This window comes from Kribbella monticola (assembly GCF_003261635.1).
Lineage (GTDB): Bacteria > Actinomycetota > Actinomycetes > Propionibacteriales > Kribbellaceae > Kribbella > Kribbella monticola.
Window position 1 is genome coordinate 76,987 of the sequence record NZ_QFXK01000030.1, and the last position, 16,987, is coordinate 93,973.

General features: G+C 67.9%; 18 protein-coding genes. 4 read left to right on the forward strand and 14 right to left on the reverse strand.

Annotated features, from left to right (window positions below):
• From DIZ26_RS38695 to DIZ26_RS16780, 5 genes are read right to left on the reverse strand one after another with little or no spacing between them, the layout of a single operon-like run.
• Positions 1-1,050 carry a MazG family protein gene (locus tag DIZ26_RS38695; protein ID WP_112242326.1) on the reverse strand — a complete coding sequence of 350 codons (1,050 nt, stop codon included), beginning with the start codon at positions 1,048-1,050 and terminating at the stop codon, positions 1-3.
• Positions 1,051-1,060: 10 nt separating this feature from the next.
• Entirely contained in the window at positions 1,061-1,720 is a 660-nt protein-coding gene (locus DIZ26_RS16765; RefSeq protein WP_112242328.1) for a SurA N-terminal domain-containing protein, read from the reverse strand.
• 25 nt (positions 1,721-1,745) lie between these two features.
• Positions 1,746-5,381 (reverse strand): transcription-repair coupling factor, encoded by a 3,636-nt coding sequence (gene mfd, locus DIZ26_RS16770; RefSeq protein ID WP_112242337.1) that lies wholly within the window; start codon positions 5,379-5,381, stop codon positions 1,746-1,748.
• Positions 5,382-5,394: 13 nt separating this feature from the next.
• Positions 5,395-5,970 carry an aminoacyl-tRNA hydrolase gene (gene pth / locus DIZ26_RS16775; RefSeq protein WP_112242339.1) on the reverse strand — a complete coding sequence of 192 codons (576 nt, stop codon included), beginning with the start codon at positions 5,968-5,970 and terminating at the stop codon, positions 5,395-5,397.
• A 49-nt stretch (positions 5,971-6,019) separates the two neighbouring features.
• Positions 6,020-6,664 carry a 50S ribosomal protein L25/general stress protein Ctc gene (locus tag DIZ26_RS16780; protein ID WP_112242341.1) on the reverse strand — a complete coding sequence of 215 codons (645 nt, stop codon included), beginning with the start codon at positions 6,662-6,664 and terminating at the stop codon, positions 6,020-6,022.
• Positions 6,665-7,009: 345 nt separating this feature from the next.
• Here DIZ26_RS16780 and DIZ26_RS16785 point away from each other — a divergent pair, with 345 nt between their 5' ends.
• Positions 7,010-7,687 (forward strand): hypothetical protein, encoded by a 678-nt coding sequence (locus DIZ26_RS16785; protein ID WP_112242343.1) that lies wholly within the window; start codon positions 7,010-7,012, stop codon positions 7,685-7,687.
• Between the two features lie 38 nt (positions 7,688-7,725).
• On the opposite strand, the gene DIZ26_RS16790 is transcribed toward DIZ26_RS16785, so the two are convergent.
• The 5 genes from DIZ26_RS16790 to DIZ26_RS16810 all read right to left on the reverse strand — a co-directional run bounded on the left by DIZ26_RS16790 (position 7,726) and on the right by DIZ26_RS16810 (position 12,879).
• Complete coding sequence (locus DIZ26_RS16790; RefSeq protein WP_112242345.1) at positions 7,726-8,490, reverse strand: NAD(P)-dependent oxidoreductase; 765 nt, start codon at positions 8,488-8,490, stop codon at positions 7,726-7,728.
• A gap of 43 nt (positions 8,491-8,533) precedes the next feature.
• Positions 8,534-9,514: a ribose-phosphate diphosphokinase gene (locus DIZ26_RS16795; protein WP_112242347.1), complete on the reverse strand. Its 981-nt coding sequence runs from the start codon at positions 9,512-9,514 to the stop codon at positions 8,534-8,536.
• Entirely contained in the window at positions 9,511-10,998 is a 1,488-nt protein-coding gene (gene glmU / locus DIZ26_RS16800) for a bifunctional UDP-N-acetylglucosamine diphosphorylase/glucosamine-1-phosphate N-acetyltransferase GlmU (protein ID WP_112242349.1), read from the reverse strand. Before glmU ends, DIZ26_RS16795 begins: the two co-directional genes overlap by 4 nt.
• An 85-nt stretch (positions 10,999-11,083) precedes the next feature.
• Positions 11,084-12,322, reverse strand: a complete 1,239-nt coding sequence (locus DIZ26_RS16805; protein ID WP_232828398.1) for a DUF1570 domain-containing protein — start codon at positions 12,320-12,322, stop codon at positions 11,084-11,086.
• 146 nt (positions 12,323-12,468) lie between these two features.
• A complete protein-coding gene (locus DIZ26_RS16810; protein WP_157979740.1) occupies positions 12,469-12,879 on the reverse strand; it encodes a PH domain-containing protein in 411 nt (136 codons plus the stop codon).
• A gap of 64 nt (positions 12,880-12,943) precedes the next feature.
• On the opposite strand from DIZ26_RS16810, the gene DIZ26_RS16815 reads away from it, so the two are divergent.
• From DIZ26_RS16815 to DIZ26_RS16825, 3 genes are read left to right on the forward strand one after another with little or no spacing between them, the layout of a single operon-like run.
• Positions 12,944-13,231: a DUF1905 domain-containing protein gene (locus DIZ26_RS16815; protein WP_112242353.1), complete on the forward strand. Its 288-nt coding sequence runs from the start codon at positions 12,944-12,946 to the stop codon at positions 13,229-13,231.
• A complete protein-coding gene (locus DIZ26_RS16820) occupies positions 13,224-13,664 on the forward strand; it encodes a PH domain-containing protein (protein WP_112242355.1) in 441 nt (146 codons plus the stop codon). The genes DIZ26_RS16815 and DIZ26_RS16820 overlap by 8 nt, the downstream gene beginning before the upstream one ends.
• 34 nt (positions 13,665-13,698) lie before the next feature.
• Entirely contained in the window at positions 13,699-14,028 is a 330-nt protein-coding gene (locus tag DIZ26_RS16825; RefSeq protein ID WP_112242357.1) for a hypothetical protein, read from the forward strand.
• Between the two features lie 9 nt (positions 14,029-14,037).
• Here DIZ26_RS16825 and DIZ26_RS16830 read toward each other — a convergent pair whose 3' ends face one another.
• The 4 genes from DIZ26_RS16830 to DIZ26_RS16845 form a co-directional block, all read right to left on the reverse strand.
• Positions 14,038-14,775, reverse strand: coding sequence for a prenyltransferase/squalene oxidase repeat-containing protein (locus tag DIZ26_RS16830; protein ID WP_232828399.1), 738 nt, complete (start codon positions 14,773-14,775; stop codon positions 14,038-14,040).
• A 260-nt stretch (positions 14,776-15,035) separates the two neighbouring features.
• Positions 15,036-15,485, reverse strand: a complete 450-nt coding sequence (locus tag DIZ26_RS16835; protein WP_198676139.1) for a hypothetical protein — start codon at positions 15,483-15,485, stop codon at positions 15,036-15,038.
• A gap of 169 nt (positions 15,486-15,654) precedes the next feature.
• Entirely contained in the window at positions 15,655-15,924 is a 270-nt protein-coding gene (locus DIZ26_RS16840; protein WP_112242361.1) for a hypothetical protein, read from the reverse strand.
• Between the two features lie 138 nt (positions 15,925-16,062).
• Positions 16,063-16,473: a hypothetical protein gene (locus tag DIZ26_RS16845; RefSeq protein WP_112242363.1), complete on the reverse strand. Its 411-nt coding sequence runs from the start codon at positions 16,471-16,473 to the stop codon at positions 16,063-16,065.
• Positions 16,474-16,987: the final 514 nt, after the last annotated feature.

Sequence of the window (16,987 nt, forward strand, 5' to 3'; positions counted from 1 at the left end):
CTAGGTGCCGGACTCCGCGGTACGAATTCGGGCGGCCAGGGCGTGAGCGGCTGTGCGGAGGGCTTGTTCGGCGTCGATGCCGGCGTCGCGGGACTCCTGGACGAGCATCAACAGTCTTACGCCCAGGTCGGGGTCGGTCGGGGGCTCGTAGGGGTGGATCTTGGCCGAGCGGCCGAGGACCTTGTCGGCCAGGGCCAGGGCGGGGAGGGCGAGGGGGATGCCTTCGAGGACTGAGGTGCGTTGTTTTTCGGCGGCTTTGATGGTTTCCCAGTTGGCTTCGACGGCGGCCGCGTCGGCGGCGAGGGTGTCGGCGAAGACGTGGGGGTGGCGGCGGATCAGTTTCTCCACGATGCCGCCGGCGACGTCGTCGATGGTGAAGCCTTCGTCGGCGGAGTCCTCGGCGACGCGGGAGTGGAAGACGACCTGCAACAACAGGTCGCCCAGTTCCTCGCGGAGATGCTCGTAGTCGCCGGAGTCGATCGCCTCGAGGGTTTCGTAGGTCTCCTCGAGCAGGTACTTCGCCAGGCTCTCGTGCGTCTGCTCCATGTCCCATGGGCAGTTGCGGCGAAGGCGGTCCATCACGCGGACGAGGTCGATCAGGCGCGCGCCCGGTACGTCGTACGAGCCGTGGACGATCTCCACCTCGTACTCCGGTTGCGCGTCACCGCCCTCGGCCGATTGGTGCAGCGAGTCGGCGATCAGCCGGAGCAGCCCCGGCTCGCCGTCGTCGCCCACGAGCCAGGCGACTCGCTTGCCCGCAGCCGCCGCCGTGGTCAGCCAGCTCCAGTGCTCGTGGGGTTCGCCGGCCACCAGTTGCACGACGAGACCGGAGCCGACCAACGCCTGCACATCAGGCCGCTCGGGCTTACCGGACTCGCCAAAGCCGTCGGCGAACGCGCCGCCAGAGCCCTCTCCGGACGCCTCGGAGACGGCGAGGCTCGCAGCGGCGCCGAGGGCGTCGGCGTCTTCGAAGGCCTTCCAGGCGGCCCGGGTCAGGAGGCCCGGCGCCACCCGAGGGCTGGTGAGGACGACCTTGATGAAACCGGTCACGGGGAAGCGGTCAGCCCTGCGGCTGCTGGTTCGGGTCAGCGTTGGGGTCCGCGTTCGGGTCCTGCTGCGGCTGCTGCTGGTTCGGGGTGGGCTGGAGCGCCTTCGTTTCCTTCGACAGCGTCGAGAGGGAACCGGAGACCTGCCCGTCGAGCGCGCCGTCGGTCCACTTGCCGAAGCGCGGCGCGATGTCGACCTTGATGTTCTTCGCGGCGTCCTTGACGATGCCCTGGCCGGCCTGCTGCGCCTCCTGGACCTTCGGGTCCTTGACGCCGGTGCCGCCACCGAGCTTGATGATGCCGATCACGGACTCGGCCAGCTCACGCAGGAACGAGTTCGCCTTCGGGTCCTTGGCGAAGTGATCGTAGGTGCCCTCCGGCGGCAGCAGCTTCATCGCGTCGGCGACCTCGGCGTCGGTGATCGTCACTGAGCGCTGCTCGGCGATCTGGTTCACCAGCGCGCTGTTCACGAGGACACTCAGCGCGGCGCCGGCGGAGTACGGCTGGCCGAGGGCGGTGCTGACCGCACGCGAGGTCTGGTCGACATCGGTCACCGAGATCTCGGTCTTACCCACCTTGGCCGCCGCGCCCGGGTGGGTACCCGCGGCACAACCGCTCAGCAGCAGCACCACCGAAGCCAGCGCGCCCGTCACCTTGACGAGATTTCTGCTCAACGGACTCTCCTCCAGCTGGAACTCATCAGGCCGGTGCCCGCACGGGCTCGGCGATCACATCGTCGATCAGTCGCGCACACCACTGCAGCAGCTCCTGGTCGCGGAGCGGCTGACCGGCGACCGGCCGGGTGGCAGGTCGTGGCACCAGGATCGTACGCAGTTGCGGCTTGACCAGACTCTTCGGGTACAGCCTGTTCAGCCGCAGCACCTTCGAGTCGGGCAGGTCGACCGGTCCGAACCGGATCAGATTGCCCTGCAGCGTCACGTCCTGCAGCCCCGCCGTACGGGCGTGGTTGCGGAACTTCGCCACCTCGATCAGGTTCAGCACGGGCTGCGGGATGTCGCCGTACCGGTCGTGCAGTTCCTCGACCAGCTCGGCGATCCCGTCGGCGTCCCGTACGGCGGCCAGCCGCTGGTACATCTCCAGCCGCAGTCGCTGCGACGGCACGTAGTCGTGCGGCAGGTGGGCGTCGATCGGCAGCTCGATCTTGACCTCGGCCGCGGTCTCGTCGTCGGAGCTGTCACCCCGGTACTCCGCGACCGCCTCGCCGACCAGCCGGACGTACAGGTCGAACCCGACGTCGGCGATGTGGCCGGACTGTTCGCCGCCGAGCAGGTTGCCGGCGCCGCGGATCTCCAGGTCCTTCATCGCGACCTGCATGCCGGCACCGAGGTCGGCGTGCTGGGCGATCGTGGCGAGCCGGTCGTGCGCGGTCTCGGTGAGCGGCTTCTCCGCGGGGAAGAAGAAGTACGCGTACGCCCGCTCGCGCCCCCGCCCGACGCGGCCGCGGAGCTGATGCAGCTGGGAGAGCCCGAGCAGGTCGGACCGCTCGACGATCAGCGTGTTCGCGTTGGAGATGTCGATGCCGGACTCGACGATCGTCGTACAGACGATGACGTCGGCCTGCTTCTCCCAGAAGCCCTGGATGACTTGCTCCAGCTGGTGTTCGGGCATCTGGCCGTGTGCCACCGCGACCCGCGCTTCGGGAACGAGCTGGCGGATCCGGGCGGCCGCCTTCTCGATGGTGTTCACCCGGTTGTGGACGAAGAAGACCTGGCCCTCGCGGAGCAGCTCGCGCCGGATCGCGGCGGTCACCTGGCCCTCTTCGTAGGCACCGACGAACGTCAGCACCGGGTGCCGCTCCTCCGGCGGCGTCGCGATCGTCGACATCTCCCGGATGCCGGTGATCGACATCTCCAGCGTGCGCGGGATCGGCGTCGCGGACATGGTCAGTACGTCGACCGCGGTCCGCAACTGCTTCAGCTGCTCCTTGTGCTCGACGCCGAACCGCTGCTCCTCGTCGACCACGACCAACCCGAGATCCTTGAACGCGACCTCGCCGCTGAACAGCCGGTGCGTCCCGATCACCACGTCGACCGAACCGTCGGCCAGACCGTCGATGGTGGCCTTGGCCTCCTTGTCGGTCTGGAACCGCGACAGCGGCGCCACGTTCACCGGGAACGCGGCGTACCGCTCGGCGAACGTCGCGTAGTGCTGCTGCACAAGCAATGTGGTCGGAACCAGTACGGCGACCTGCTTGCCGTCCTGCACCGCCTTGAAGGCCGCCCGTACTGCGATCTCCGTCTTGCCGTAGCCGACGTCGCCGCAGACGATCCGGTCCATCGGCGTAACGCGCTCCATGTCCCGCTTCACGTCGTCGATGGTCGCCAACTGGTCCGGCGTCTCGACGAACGGGAAGGCGTCCTCGAGCTCACGCTGCCAGGGGGTGTCCTTGGCGAACGCGTGCCCCTTGGTCGCCTGACGCGCGGCGTACAGCTTGATCAGCTCGCCGGCGATCTGGCGGACCGCCTTGCGTGCGCGGCCCTTGCGCTTGGCCCAGTCGCCGCCGCCCATCTTGTCGAGCGAGGGCTGCTCGCCGCCGACGTACCGGGTGACCTGGTCGAGCTGATCGGTCGGCACATACAGCCGGTCGCCGGGTTGCCCGCGCTTGCTCGGCGCGAACTCGATCACGATGTACTCGCGAGTGGCCTTCTGCGCGCCGGTGCCGACGGTCCGCTGCATCATCTCGACGTACCGGCCGACGCCGTGCTGCTCGTGGACGACGTAGTCGCCCGGTGCGAGCTCGAGCGGATCGACCGCCTTCTTCCGGCGGCTCGGCATCCGTTGCTGCGAACGCCTTTCGGCCGCAGAACGCTGACCGGCAAGGTCGTTCTCGGTCAGTACGGCGAACTTGATGCCCTCGGCAATGAATCCCTTGTCGAGCGCACCCTGGGAGATCAGTACGACGCCAGGCTCGGGCACCCCGTCGATCGAGTCGACGGTCCGGGCCGGCAGCTCCGCCTCGGAGAACACCTCGGCCAGCCGCTGGGCCGGGCCGTGCCCCTCGGTGACGCAGACGACGCGCCAGCCGTCGCGCAACCAGGTGCGCACATCCTCAACAGCAGCAGCGGTTTCGCCGCGGTACGGGTCGACCTCGTGCGCCGCGACCTGGCGGCTGCGGACCGCACCGGCGTCGGTGTCGATGTCGATGGAGATCCGCTCCCCCATCGAGTCGCGCAGCTCCGACGACAGCGAGTCGTCCGGCGCCGCCGCGAACGGCGACATGCTCCACCACGCCAAACCCTTGCTCAGTGCGTGCGAGCGGACATCGGCCAGCGACATGTACGCCGCCGCGCCCAGGTCGATCGGTGCCTCGCCACCGCCGGCAGCAGCGGCCCACGAGGCCTCCAGGAACTCCTGGCTGGTCGCGACCAGGTCGTGCGCCCGGGCCCGGACCCGCTCGGGGTCACTGACCACGACATGGGTGCCTTCCGGCATCAGGTCGACCAGCAATTCCATCTCGTCGACGAGGACGGGCGCGAGCGACTCCATCCCCTCGACGGCATGCCCTTCGGCGAGCTTCTCGAACAACTCGGACAGCTCAGGGTGTTCCTTGGCCAGTACTGCGGCGCGCGAGCGGACCTCGTCGGTCAGCAGCAGCTCGCGGCACGGGGGTGCCCAGAGACCGTGCTGCGCGATCTCCAGCGACCGCTGGTCGGCGACCGCGAAGTACCGGATCTCCTCCACGTCGTCACCGAAGAAGTCGACCCGCAGCGGGTGCTCCTCGGTCGGTGGGAAGACGTCGATGATGCCGCCGCGGACGGCGAACTCGCCGCGCCGCTCGACCAGGTCGACCCGGTTGTACGCCGCGGCCGACAGCCGCTCGACGACGTCCTCGAGGTCGACCGAGTCACCGACGTGCAGTTGCACCGGGCGAAGATCGGCGAGCCCGGCGACCTGCGGTTGGAGCACGGAGCGCACCGGGGCGACCAGGATCTTGATCGGACCGGTCGTCTCGTCCGAAGGATCCGGGTGCGCGAGCCTCCGCAGTACGGCGAGGCGCCGGCCGACCGTGTCGGACCGCGGCGACAACCGCTCGTGCGGCAGGGTCTCCCAGGCGGGGTAGTAGGCGACGGAGCCGGGCTCGACCATGCACTGGAGTGCCTCGGTGAGCTCTTCGGCCTCGCGGAACGTGGCGGTGACCGCCAGCACCGGCCGGTCCGCGCCCTGGTGAGCGGCCAGCGCCGCCATCAGGACAGGGCGGATCGATCCAGGAGCGCTCAGGTCGAGTGTCGTGACGCCTTCGGTCCTGGCGTCGCGAACGGCCTCGGCCACCACCGGATCGGTGATCAGGGTGTCGACCAGACCGGCCAGTTTCACTTGATGTCCACTCTCACGAGTTGTACTTGGCTTGGGTGACTTCGAGACCGTCGGTGAGGAGGGATTCGACCGCGTCCGCGCCGCGATCGACCGCGAACGGGAGATCCTTGCGCTCGGCCGAGGAGAACTCGTCGAGCACGAAGTCCGCCGGGCTCTGCCGGCCCGGTGGACGGCCCACACCGAACCGCAACCGATAGTAGTCACCGGTGCCAAGCGATTTCCGCAGCGACTTGAGCCCGTTGTGGCCGTTGTCGCCACCGCCGAACTTGGCCCGCAGTACGCCGAAGTCGATGTCGAGTTCGTCGTGGACGACCACCAGGGTGGCCGGCTCCACCTTGAAGAACTTCAGCAGCCCGGACACCGGGCCGCCGGACTCGTTCATGTACGACCGCGGCTTGGCCAGGATCGCGCGGATGCCGCTGATCCTGGTCTCCACCACCTCGGCCTTGGCCTGCTTGTGCTGCTTCCAGCCGCCACCGACCCGGGCGGCCAGTTCGTCGGCGACCAGGTGACCGATGTTGTGCCGGGTCCGGGCATAGGAAGGGCCGGGATTCCCCAGCCCGACGACCAACCACACGTCGTCCGCCACGGATCCCGGCCTTCCTGGTTGAAACTCTGCGCTCGAGGTGAGTCCTGTACTACTCGGCCGCGGCGGCGACCGGCTCTTCGGCGGACTCCGGCTCGTCCTTCTCGATACCGGCCTCGGCCTCGGCCTCGGACAGCTCGGCGTCGAGCTGCTCGGCGGTCTGCGCCGCCGTCACGTTGACGACCAGGGTGTCCGGCTCGACGGCCAGCGTCGTACCGGCCGGCAGCTGCAGGTCGGACGCGTGGATCTGGGCGCCGGCGTCCAGGCCCTCGACGGACACGGTGACGCCGTCGGGGATGTGGGTCGCCTCGGCCTCGACCAGGATGCTCGGGTGCTCGAGCACGACCAGGGTGTCGCTGACCGCTTCGCCCTCGATGTGGACGGCGATCTCGACCTGGACCTTCTCGCCGCGCTTCACGATGACCAGGTCGACGTGCTCGATGTGGCCCTTCAGCGGGTCACGCTGGACCTGCTTCGGCAGCGCCAGCAGGGACTCGCTGCCCTCGACCTCGATCAGCAGCAGGGCGTTGGCGGTCTTCAGCGCCAGCATGGTGTCGTGACCGGGCAGCGTGATGTGCACCGGGTCCGTGCCGTGGCCGTAGAGAACGGCGGGCACCTTGTTGTCCCGGCGGATTCGGCGGGCAGCACCCTTGCCGAACTCCGTGCGCGACTCGGCTTGGATCTTGACCTCGGCCACGAGATGAACTCCTCAAGAACGTTGCGGTGATCTGTTGTCAGTGGTGACTGCGTTACCTATAGCTGGGTTGCTGGCCTCAGCGGGCGCGTCTTGACTCCCGAACAGGCGTCAGGCAACGAACCACCGCGTCGATCACGGAGCCGCGCCCGCCAGGTCTTGTGAAGGACTTAGTCCGGGGGGCGTCCCTCGCCGAGGCAACCAAAACAGTCTACCCACCACCTTGCCCAGACGTGAAATCTGTACCCGAAGTACTTCTCCCGGCCCACCGACGGTGACTTTTCTCCGCTCGTACTACGCCCGCGGTGTCGTACCAGGGTGGACCGGGGTGTCGGCTAGGTTCCTGGCATGTTCGTCGGGTTCGCGTTCATCGGGGTCATCGCGCTGGCCGGTTTCTCGGCGGTGATCGCGTTGGCGATCTGGCAGTCCAAGCGGCGGCGGGAGTTCCTCAACGCGCGGGCCCAGGCCGCCGCTCAGCTCGGCTGGTATCCGGCGCCGCCGAACCCCTGGCTGACCGGCGTCGCCGCGGACATCTATCAGCGCGGCAAGCCCGGCGAGATGTTCGCGGGCGACTTCCGCGGCCGCGGGATGTGTGCGCTCGACTACACCTACACGACGACCTCGACCGATGCCAACGGCTCGACCACGACGACCACGCACCGGGTGTTCCTCGTCGCGCTCAACCTGCCGGTCGCGCTGCCGCCGCTGAAACTGACGATGGACTCCAAGGTGCGCCGGTTCTTCGGCGGCCGTGACATCGAACTCGAGAGCAAGGCGTTCAACGACGCCTTCCGGGTCAGTTGCGCGGACGAGCGCTACGCGTCCGCCGTACTGCATCCGCGGCTGATGGAGTGGATGCTGCACAATCCCGGTCTCGAATGGCAGGTCTCCGGCAACGCCCTCGTCACCTGGGGCACCGGCTCGTTCACCGTCCCGGACACGCTGGCCCGACTCGAAGTGATGTCACGCGTGATCGACCTGCTGCCACCTTTCGTACTACGGGACTACGGCCAGCCGGTCTACTGAGTACTACGAGCCAGTCACCCGTACTCCGAGCGGCGCGCCTACTGGCTCAGGCGGGTCCAGACCTGGCGGAGCGCCCGGGCCGCGTCGCCTTCCAGCCCGGCCTCGTCAAGCGTCTCAGCCAGCTCGTCGAACTCCGGGCCCCATCGCCAGGCGACGTGGGTGAGCCCTTCCGGCAGCCCGGGATCCTTGAGCGATCCGGCATCCGCGCGGATCGCCTGCGCCACCAGCGCGTCCGTCACCCCGTGCTTCGCCGCCAACTCGAACGCCAGCACGGCCAACGCCGCCTTGCCCTTGTTGTAGAACGCGTACGCCGATTTGGCCGCGCTCGCCGCGCCTGGTTCGTCACCGACCACCATCGGGGTCACCGCGGTACCGGCCCAGAGCTCGGCGACCCGCGCGGCCGCAGTACCGGACAGCATCAGGTGCGTCGGCGAGGCGCCGCCCATCGGTGGCGGTCCGACCACGCCCGCGTCGACGAAGGTCGCCGCCGGTAGCGCTTCCTGAGCAGCAGCGAGTGATTTCGGCGAGAGCGGGTTTGCTTCGACGTACAGGCCGTCGAACCCGGCAGCACCGACCTGGCGCGCAATGTCGACGGCCCCTTGCGGCGCACACGAGCACAACACGACCTCGGCCGATCCGACAGCCTCGGCGAACGGCGTACCGATCAGTCCCGCGGCCTCGGCGCGCTCGACAGACGCCGTACTACGCCCTTCGGGGACCCAGTGCACCTCGTGCCCCGCCGCCACCAGTTGCGCGGCGAGCTGGGACCCCATGGCCCCGGGATGAAAGACGGCGATCCGCATACAGAGCTCCGATTCCGAAGTAGAACCAGCGCTGCCGGACCGCTCAGGCGCGGCCCTCGAACAGGCTGGTGACCGAGCCGTCCTCGAACACCTCGCGGATCGCACGACTGATCAGCGGGGCGATCGACAGCTCGGTCAGCTTGTCGAACTTGCGCTCCTCGGCGATCGGCAGCGTGTTGGTGACGATCACCTCGCTGGCCTGGCAGTTCTTCAGCCGGTCGACCGCCGGGCCGGACAAGATGGCGTGCGTCGCGGCGATCACCACGCCCGCGGCGCCGTCGGCCATCAGCGCGTCGGCGGCCTTGGTGATCGTGCCGCCGGTGTCGATCATGTCGTCGACCAGGATGCAGACCCGGCCGGTGACCTCGCCGACGACCCGGTTGGCCACGGTCTCGTTCGGCCGGTCGACGTCGCGGGTCTTGTGGATGAAGGCGAGCGGCGCGTTGTTCAGCCGGGCCGACCACTGCTCGGCGACCTTGATCCGGCCGGCGTCCGGGGAGACCACGGCCAGCTGCTGGTCGCCGTACTTCTCCCGCACGTAGTCGGTCAGGATCGGCAGCGCCATCAGGTGGTCCACCGGGCCGTCGAAGAAGCCCTGGATCTGTGAGGTGTGCAGGTCGACGCAGATCAGCCGGTTCGCGCCGGCGGTCTTGAACAGGTCGGCCATCAGCCGGGCCGAGATCGGCTCCCGGCCGCGGTGCTTCTTGTCCTGTCGGGCGTACCCGTAGAACGGCAGCACCACGGTGATCCGCTTGGCCGACGCCCGTTTCAGCGCGTCGACCATGATCAGCTGCTCCATGATCCACTCGTTGATCGGCGAGGTGTGGCTCTGGATCACGAACGCGTCGGAGCCGCGGACCGACTCCTCGAACCGGACGTAGATCTCGCCGTTGGCGAAGTCGTACGCCGACGTCGGCACCAGGCCGGCGCCGAGCTGTTCGGCCACCTCCTCGGCCAGGCCCGGGTGGGCCCGTCCGGAGAACACCATCAGGTTCTTCTCGGTGGTCCGCTTCATGCCGCTCATGGTCGCGCCTCCCGTTCGGCCTTCTCGCCAGTGTCGCTCAGCTCGCCCTGTTGCGCTGCCTCTTGTGCTTGTTCGGCGGCCTTCGCGGTCTTGGTACCGGCCCGCTTGCGAGCCACCCAGCCGCGGATGTTGCGCTGCTTGCCCCGGGCCACGGCGATCTCGCCCGGCCCGATCGGCTCGGTCACCGCGGACCCGGCCGCGACGTACGCGCCGTCCGCGATCGAAGCGGGCGCGACCAGCACGGAGTTGCTGCCGACGAACGAGTACCGCCCGACGGTGCTGTGGAACTTGTTGACGCCGTCGTAGTTGGCGAAGATCGTGCCGGCGCCGATGTTGGCGCCCTCCCCGATCGTGGCATCCCCGGCGTACGTCAGGTGCGGCACCTTGGCGCCGTCCGCGATCGCCGCGTTCTTGGTCTCGACGAAGGTGCCGATCTTGCCCTTGACGCCCAGCGTCGTACCGGGCCGCAGGTAGGCGAACGGCCCGACCGAGGCGCCTTCGCCGATGACCGCGCCGGAGCCGTGGGTGCGGATGATGCTCGCGCCCACGCCGACCTCGACGTCGGTGAGCGTGGTGTCCGGGCCGATCGTCGCGTTGCTCGCGACTGTGGTGGCGCCGTGCAGCTGGGTGTTCGGGAGCAGGGTGACGTCCTGGTCGAGGGTGACCGTGCTGTCGACCCAGGTGGTGTTCGGGTCGACGATCGTGACACCGGAGCGCATCAGGGTATCGAGCGTGCGGCGGTTCAGCTCGGCGCGGAGGGTGGCGAGCTGGACCCGGTCGTTCACGCCCTCGGTCTGCATCGCGTCCTCGGTGACGAACGCACCGACCCGCTTGCCGTCGCTCTTCGCGATCGCGAGCACATCGGTCAGGTACAGCTCGCCCTGCGCGTTGTCCGTGCTGATCCGGCTCAGCCCGTCGCGCAGTGTTGCCGCGTCGAAGACGTAGATCCCGGCGTTGATCTCGTCGATCTGGCGCTGCTCGGCGGTCGCGTCCTTGTGCTCGACGATCCCGGCGACGCTGCCGTCCTCGGCCGGGATGATCCGGCCGTAGCCGGTCGGGTCCGGCACCCGGGCAGTCAGCACGGTGATCGCGTTCGCGTTCTTGTCGTGCTCGGCGACCAACTGCTGCAGGGTGTCCGTCTGCAGCAGCGGCACATCGCCGGAGGTGACGATCACCTCGCCCTCGAAACCCGCCGGTACGACGGTCAGCCCGGCGCGGACGGCGTCGCCGGTGCCGAGCTGCTGCTCCTGGACGGCGGTCCGTACCTCGGGGTCGATCGCGGCCAGGTGCGCCTCGACCTGCTCCCGGCCGGTACCGACCACCACGACGAGATGCTCCGGCGCGAGTGCACGGGCGGTAACCACCGCGTGCCCGACGAGACTGCGTCCGCCGATCTCGTGCAGCACCTTCGGGGTCGCGGATTTCATCCGGGTCCCCTGACCGGCGGCCATCACGATGACCACCGCAGGACGATGGGAAGTCACGCGGTCTTCTCCTCGAGTTCCCTGCGAATTCGCCGCAGAGCTAGATCCGGGCACTCGAAAAGCGTGCCCGCGCAAGCGTACTTGCTCAGCCCGTGAGACTGCGCAGTGACTCCACCAGCGTCGCCTCGGTGAACCCGGTGTACTCCTTCATCAACCGCTCGCGGGCGAACTGGTTGTACCCGCGGCGGGCCACCTGCGCGTAGTACTCGACGACCGGTCGCAGGCCGATCTGCTTGATCAGGTGTTCGACCGCGATCCAGCTGATGTCGTAACTGTCGGTAGCCGAGAACTGGTCGTCCGCAGGCAGCCGGGTCAGATCGCCGAGCACGCGCCGGTCGATCTCGGTCCGCGCCTGGGCGACCTCGGCGCCGTGCCCGGCCGCCACGAGTTGCACGTTCTCGGCGTACTGCGCCATGCCCTCGGCCAGCCAGCGCGGCGCACAGTCACCGAGCCGTACGGCGAGCAGGTGGATCAGTGCGTGCGTCTCCTTGACCGAGTCGAACGACTTGAGTGCGCTAGGGCGGATCACCATGTAGCCGCCGACGGGCTGCGAGTTCGCCGCTGGGCTCGGCATCGGCTGGATGCGGGTCGGCTCGTCGCCGGGGATCATCGGCGGCAACTCGGTCAGCACGTCCGGTTCCCGCATCGCGATGACGAGCGGGACCACCTGGAGATGGCCCTTCCACAGCTTGCGGACCGCCTTGGCCGTCTGCACCGTCTGGGTGGCCAGATTCTGCGCGAGCACCTGCTGGCCTTGGTTGGCGATCACCAGGATGTTCTTGCGCTTGACCACCGCGAGGGGGCCGTAGTCCCACGGCTGCCGGCCGGAGCCGATCGCCTGGTCGAGGTGATCGTCCGCGACGAGCCAGAGGCGGTTCTCGCGGACCGTGTAGGTGTACCCGACGTCGGTCGCGGCCTGGGCGAGCCGGGAGCCGAGGATCTGGTACCGCATGCTGACCCGGAAGGTGCCGGTGGCGAGACCGAACTTCCGCAGCGCCGGCCGATCGACCCACGGCTCGGCCCGCCGGTACGTGACCGCCATGCCGATCGCGCGCAGATTCTGGAACAACACCCGCTGCTCGTTCCGCAACGCGGGAGCGACGTCGGCGAGGAACATGTTCAGGTTGCCGGTCTTCACCGCGATGCCACGCCGCGCCAAAATCGCATCCACCGCCGCCCCGAGCCGGGGATTGACCTCACCGGTGTCACTGGGCCGAACCTGGTCGAGCGTCGTACCGCCCATCGCGGCCGCGGTCAGCTCGACGTTCCGGGTCGACGGCGTCACGGCAAGCCAGAGCGTGCTGCCCACAACCACCGCAGCCACAACCCCAGGCCAGGCAGCCACAACCCACCGCCGCCCCACCGCCCAAAACCCCGCCATCCCAGCCCTCTCGCCCAGCCCCCACGCACCCCAGCCGCCCAATCCTCACCCACCCCCCCACCCACAAACAAACCGCCACCCGCTCTTCCTCAGGCGGCTTTGGCCCATTCGGTGATCTTGTACGCCGCGCTGTCGGGACCCGGCACACCACCGGAGCTCAACTCGGTCGAACTCCACTTGGGCTGGAGAAAGGCGTGAACCCGAGAGCCGTCGCGCAACCGGATTCGCATCCCGTTGTAGGTGAACCGCGCGTCGACGACCTGGCTGCGCGGAATCCGCCGGGTGCCGATCGGATACCGCAGTACAAGCTCGTCCTCGGTCAACCGTGCACCTCCGCCCCGACTCCAGAGATACGCCATCGCGGCCAGCAGGAGCAGCATCGGCCACAGCTCCTGCCAACCGCCGGCAACGACGAGCCAGCCCAATGCCCCCACCAACGGCAGGCACGCAAGCACCTTCACTGGCGTCTTCGTTCCCCATTGCAACTCTTGCGTTTCCATCCCACCGCCCCTCCAGAAGCAAGGATCCTCCGCCAGAGGGCCTTTCACTTCTAGGCTGAGCCTCATGGACGTGCAGTTCACCGGCGAGGTCTGGTACTGGAGAGGGCCCGCACCCTGGTACTTCGTGACCGTGCCCGACGACGAGGCGGGCCAACTCGAAGCAACCTCGACCGCCGTCAGCTACGGCTGGGGAATGATCCCCGTCACCGCCCACATCGGCGACACCTCGTGGACGACCTCGTTGTTCCCGAAGGACGGCGCGTACGTCGTACCGCTCAAGTCCTGGGTCCGCAAAGCCGAGGAGATCGACGAGGGCGACGAACTCACGATCCGCTTGACCGTCGATGTCTGAACCCACCACGAGCTTCGCGACGCCCTACTACCGGGCCGGCTGCATCGCGCAGTTCGCATTGCTCGCCGGTGCAACCCTCGCCGGCCTCACAGATCCAGCCGCCTCCGAGGAACCCAGTTGGCCCGGTTGGCTCGTCCTCGCCGTCTTGCTGGCAGCGTTTCTCCGCGCCACTCGGTTAGGCATCACAGTCACACCGACCCACGTCATCGTCCGCTCGTGGCTGACCACCCGCCGCTTCCCGCACTCGCGCATCCGGAGCGCCCGCGCCACGCCGTACGACGGCTGGTTCGGCCTCAGCAGCGACCGCGTCTGCCAACTGGAACTCGACCTCCGCAACCACACCGAGCCACTCCCCGTCCGCTCGATCGTCGCCACCACCCGAAGCCGCCGAGTCCAACGAATCGCCTACGCCCTGCGCACCTTGGCTACTTGACTCAGTTCGCCTCCGGGTCACCTAAAGTGTGCGGGTGAGTACAGCCGCAGTACTGCTGGTGTTGATCCTGCTCATCGCCGCCCTGGTCGCAGGAACCGTCGCCGCCCGACAGGCCCGACGACTCCCATCAACCGGCACGCCGCTCTCCACCTCTTCGCTCCGGCCACGCCCCGCTCCCGATACGCCCGCAGAAGTCATCGAGAGCGACACCGAAGTCGACGACCCCACCTTCCGCGCCTTCACCGCCGCTCTGGAAGCCCACGCCAAACGCTCGGACCGTAAAGCCCTCTACTCCAACATCCTCTTCTTCGCCGCCGGCGTCCTGGCCAGCATCCTCATCACTCTCCTGGTCCACCCGCTCTGACCACCGCGCTCAACCGCGCTGCGGGTACCAGTCCAGGACACGTAATGCTCGAAGGGTGATCCACCGACTGGGCTCACCAACGGTTTCACCCAGTTCGACAGGCATCGTGCCGGGATAGCTGGTCTCCAACGCCCATCGGCCGTCACCGTCCCGCTTGGATGCAACCAGCTTGATCGCATCGGCCACACGCTCGTCTGGCGTGACACCCGCACTCCGCAGGTACTCCAGCCCACGCAGTACGTCGTAATGCCACCACGTCGGAAACGCGAACCGAGTCCAGTCCGCTCCACCTTTGCGATCGCGCTCGATCACCTCGCCGGTCGACCGCCTGAAGAGCCTGCGTTTCAGGAGATATTCCTGCCCCCGCAACCGCGCCTCGGTGACCTCCGGAGCCGCACCGCCCGTCTTCTCCCACTCCAACAACGCTTCCAGCACACAGATCGTGGTGTTGAAGGACGACCGCGTCGCCCCGTTCTCGGCTTCGCAGTTCCACCCACCGTCACCCAGTTGCTCCCCCAGCAGCCGATCTACAAGCCCCCGCACATCCACCCCGAAGTACGCCCCCACCGCCGCAACCTGCCCGTTGATACACGGCTCGACCTCCCCCTCGAAGAAGCCGTTCCCGCCACTCTCCTCCGGCCCGGCTCCGCGCCAGGTCACCTTCTCGCGCACAAGACCCACCGCGCGCCGCGCCTGCTCGCTCTCGGGATCCAGCCCCAACTCCCACAACAACATCAACACATGCATGGTCGAATCCCACCCGCGATTCCAGGCCACCCCACCCCACGCCCCGTCATCCCCTTGCAGGGCAAGCAATCGCGCCCCCACCCCCTCCACCCCAACCCGAGCCCGCTCCCCCTCACCAGCCCCACCCAAATCCCGCAACACCTGCCACCGCAGAGCAACATCCCCCTCCAACAACCACCGCACCCTCGCCCGTCATCGCCCCGACCTTCCACTCAACAACCCAGACCCATTACTCCTAGTCTGTACGCCGCCGCCGACACTCAGGCCGGCTCCTGCGGAAAGAGCAACGGCCTAACCTCAGCAAGCATCTGGCGCAGTACCACGGCCCCTCGCCGAACCTCTGCGCTGGCATCAAGCACCAGAGCCTCACACACTCCCATCGCCCGATCCCTCTCCGCCGCAAACACCAAGAAAACAGCCTCAACGGCCTGCTCGACATATGTGCGCTGTTGCCAATCCGCCAAAGCCAACGCCTCAGCGACGACCGCGAACCCTGCGCCATCCTGCCGCCGAAGCAACGCCTCCGCGGTCGCAAGCGTCACAAACGTGTCGCCGGCATCAAGGACCAGCCCGAGCAGCGACTCCCGCGCTTCAGCCTCCTCCGCGAAATTCGCCAAGGCACGCCCTGCGTCAGCCCGATCGAGGTAGTCCGCACTCCCCGCAAGCCCAACCAACGCCCCGACGACCGAACTCCTCCGCTCCTGATCCACAAAAGGATCGTTTCACGCACCAACGCCGCTCCACGGAACGAGATCCAGATTTTCGAGATTGCAAGTTGCCACCGACCGGTACGACACGATCCATCCGAGCTCCGACGGAACCCCGAGCCCGGCTGAGCTCGCGCTTGACCGTCGCGCTCCAAATCGTTGGCAAACCGCTCTACGTCTCAGCCAGCATGAACTTTCCGTCAGATGTCAGAGCAGTCACCAAAACGAGCATTGTGCTGCCGTCTGGAAGGCGGAGATTGAAGGCCTCGTCCAACTCACGGAAGGCCGCGAGATCCGGAGCATCCTCGATCAGCGCGAGTTGTCCTGTTGCCTTCCACCGACTTTCCCCGGCCGAAAGTCTCACCGAGGCATCGAATGAAGCCAGACAGGTCGAACTGTTCGCCCACCATTCGAGCTGGGCTGAGGTGGCAACCGAGTCCATGCGGCGATCTTGGCACCGCCGGACGCTTGTCCTTTGGATCAGTCGACCTCCCGCCCGCCCGTCCCCTTAATAGCTGCCAAATCCAGGTCAACGCGGCGCATATCAAGAGTCGGTTTGCATGAGACGGCTCGGTCGGGCTCAGCGGTACGGGGCGTAGTCAGTTCTTTTGGCCCGTCGCCGCCAGCCAGGCCGTGGCAAGGCATTCATCCAGGTGCGGGGCTCGTGGTTCAAGCCCCGTACTTCGATGCAGCCGCCCCGCGCTAGGTGAAACGCGGTCGCGCGTCCCTCGACTGCGAGATCGATGAGGGAGTCGATCGCTCGGAGATCCAAGGTCATGTCCTCACCGAGTTCCGCGGGAGCGGAAGCAGGGTCGTCGAGGCCAATCGTGCCGATACCGCCCCGTCCGACGTACATCACCACGCCCACGGCGCTTGGGTTATGCGGCACCAGTCGATGCGTCGTCGCCCGCTGTCCTTCTGATACCTCGATGGTCGCGCAATCCCGCAGACGTGCCGCGCGCTTCTCGAAGTGCACGGTGAGCTGGGACATGCGTAGAGCCTAGAACGGCCGATCCCGGCTGTCCTCAGTTGGTGCCAGATGTCTAGCTGCGGCACGTGACCCGTCGGAATCCCAGATCTGTTGCGAACCGCAGCCGACCTAACGGGCGCGGATTGGGGCGGCGAGTCCAGAGACGTGACCGATGACGGCGTCGGCTCCGGCGGCGGGCAATTCTCAGCCTTGTAGAGCCATCTTCGCCGCTCCTGTCGAGGCCACTGCCCGGCAATCGGCGACCTGGAGAAGGCCGGCCGCTGACGCGCGGCCTCAATCAGGGTCGTTAGCAAATCCGTTAGCAAGCGGATGCCGGATCCGAGCCGCTGAGCAGCCGAGCCCCGCCACAGCTGAGCGGCGACGGAGGAGCCGCGACCAGGGGTGGGCGGGAGCGGACGACGAAGGAGGCCGCGTGGGGAAGAACCAGCAGCCAGCCCAGCCCAGGCACGGCGAGCGGCGACGGAGGAGCCGCGGACTGTGGGTGGGTGGGAGCGGGGCGACGTAGGAGCACGCG

Bases quoted from the DNA above. Each gene is read 5' to 3' on its own strand.
- DIZ26_RS16785 (WP_112242343.1), top strand. From the start codon at position 7,010: ATGTTCGTCGGGTTCGCGTTCATCGGGGTCATCGCGCTGGCCGGTTTC.
- DIZ26_RS16790 (WP_112242345.1), bottom strand. From the start codon at position 8,490: ATGCGGATCGCCGTCTTTCATCCCGGGGCCATGGGGTCCCAGCTCGCC.
- DIZ26_RS16795 (WP_112242347.1), bottom strand. From the start codon at position 9,514: ATGAGCGGCATGAAGCGGACCACCGAGAAGAACCTGATGGTGTTCTCC.
- DIZ26_RS16810 (WP_157979740.1), bottom strand. From the start codon at position 12,879: ATGGAAACGCAAGAGTTGCAATGGGGAACGAAGACGCCAGTGAAGGTG.
- DIZ26_RS16815 (WP_112242353.1), top strand. From the start codon at position 12,944: ATGGACGTGCAGTTCACCGGCGAGGTCTGGTACTGGAGAGGGCCCGCA.
- DIZ26_RS16820 (WP_112242355.1), top strand. From the start codon at position 13,224: ATGTCTGAACCCACCACGAGCTTCGCGACGCCCTACTACCGGGCCGGC.
- DIZ26_RS16830 (WP_232828399.1), bottom strand. From the start codon at position 14,775: ATGCATGTGTTGATGTTGTTGTGGGAGTTGGGGCTGGATCCCGAGAGC.
- DIZ26_RS16840 (WP_112242361.1), bottom strand. From the start codon at position 15,924: ATGGACTCGGTTGCCACCTCAGCCCAGCTCGAATGGTGGGCGAACAGT.
- DIZ26_RS16845 (WP_112242363.1), bottom strand. From the start codon at position 16,473: ATGTCCCAGCTCACCGTGCACTTCGAGAAGCGCGCGGCACGTCTGCGG.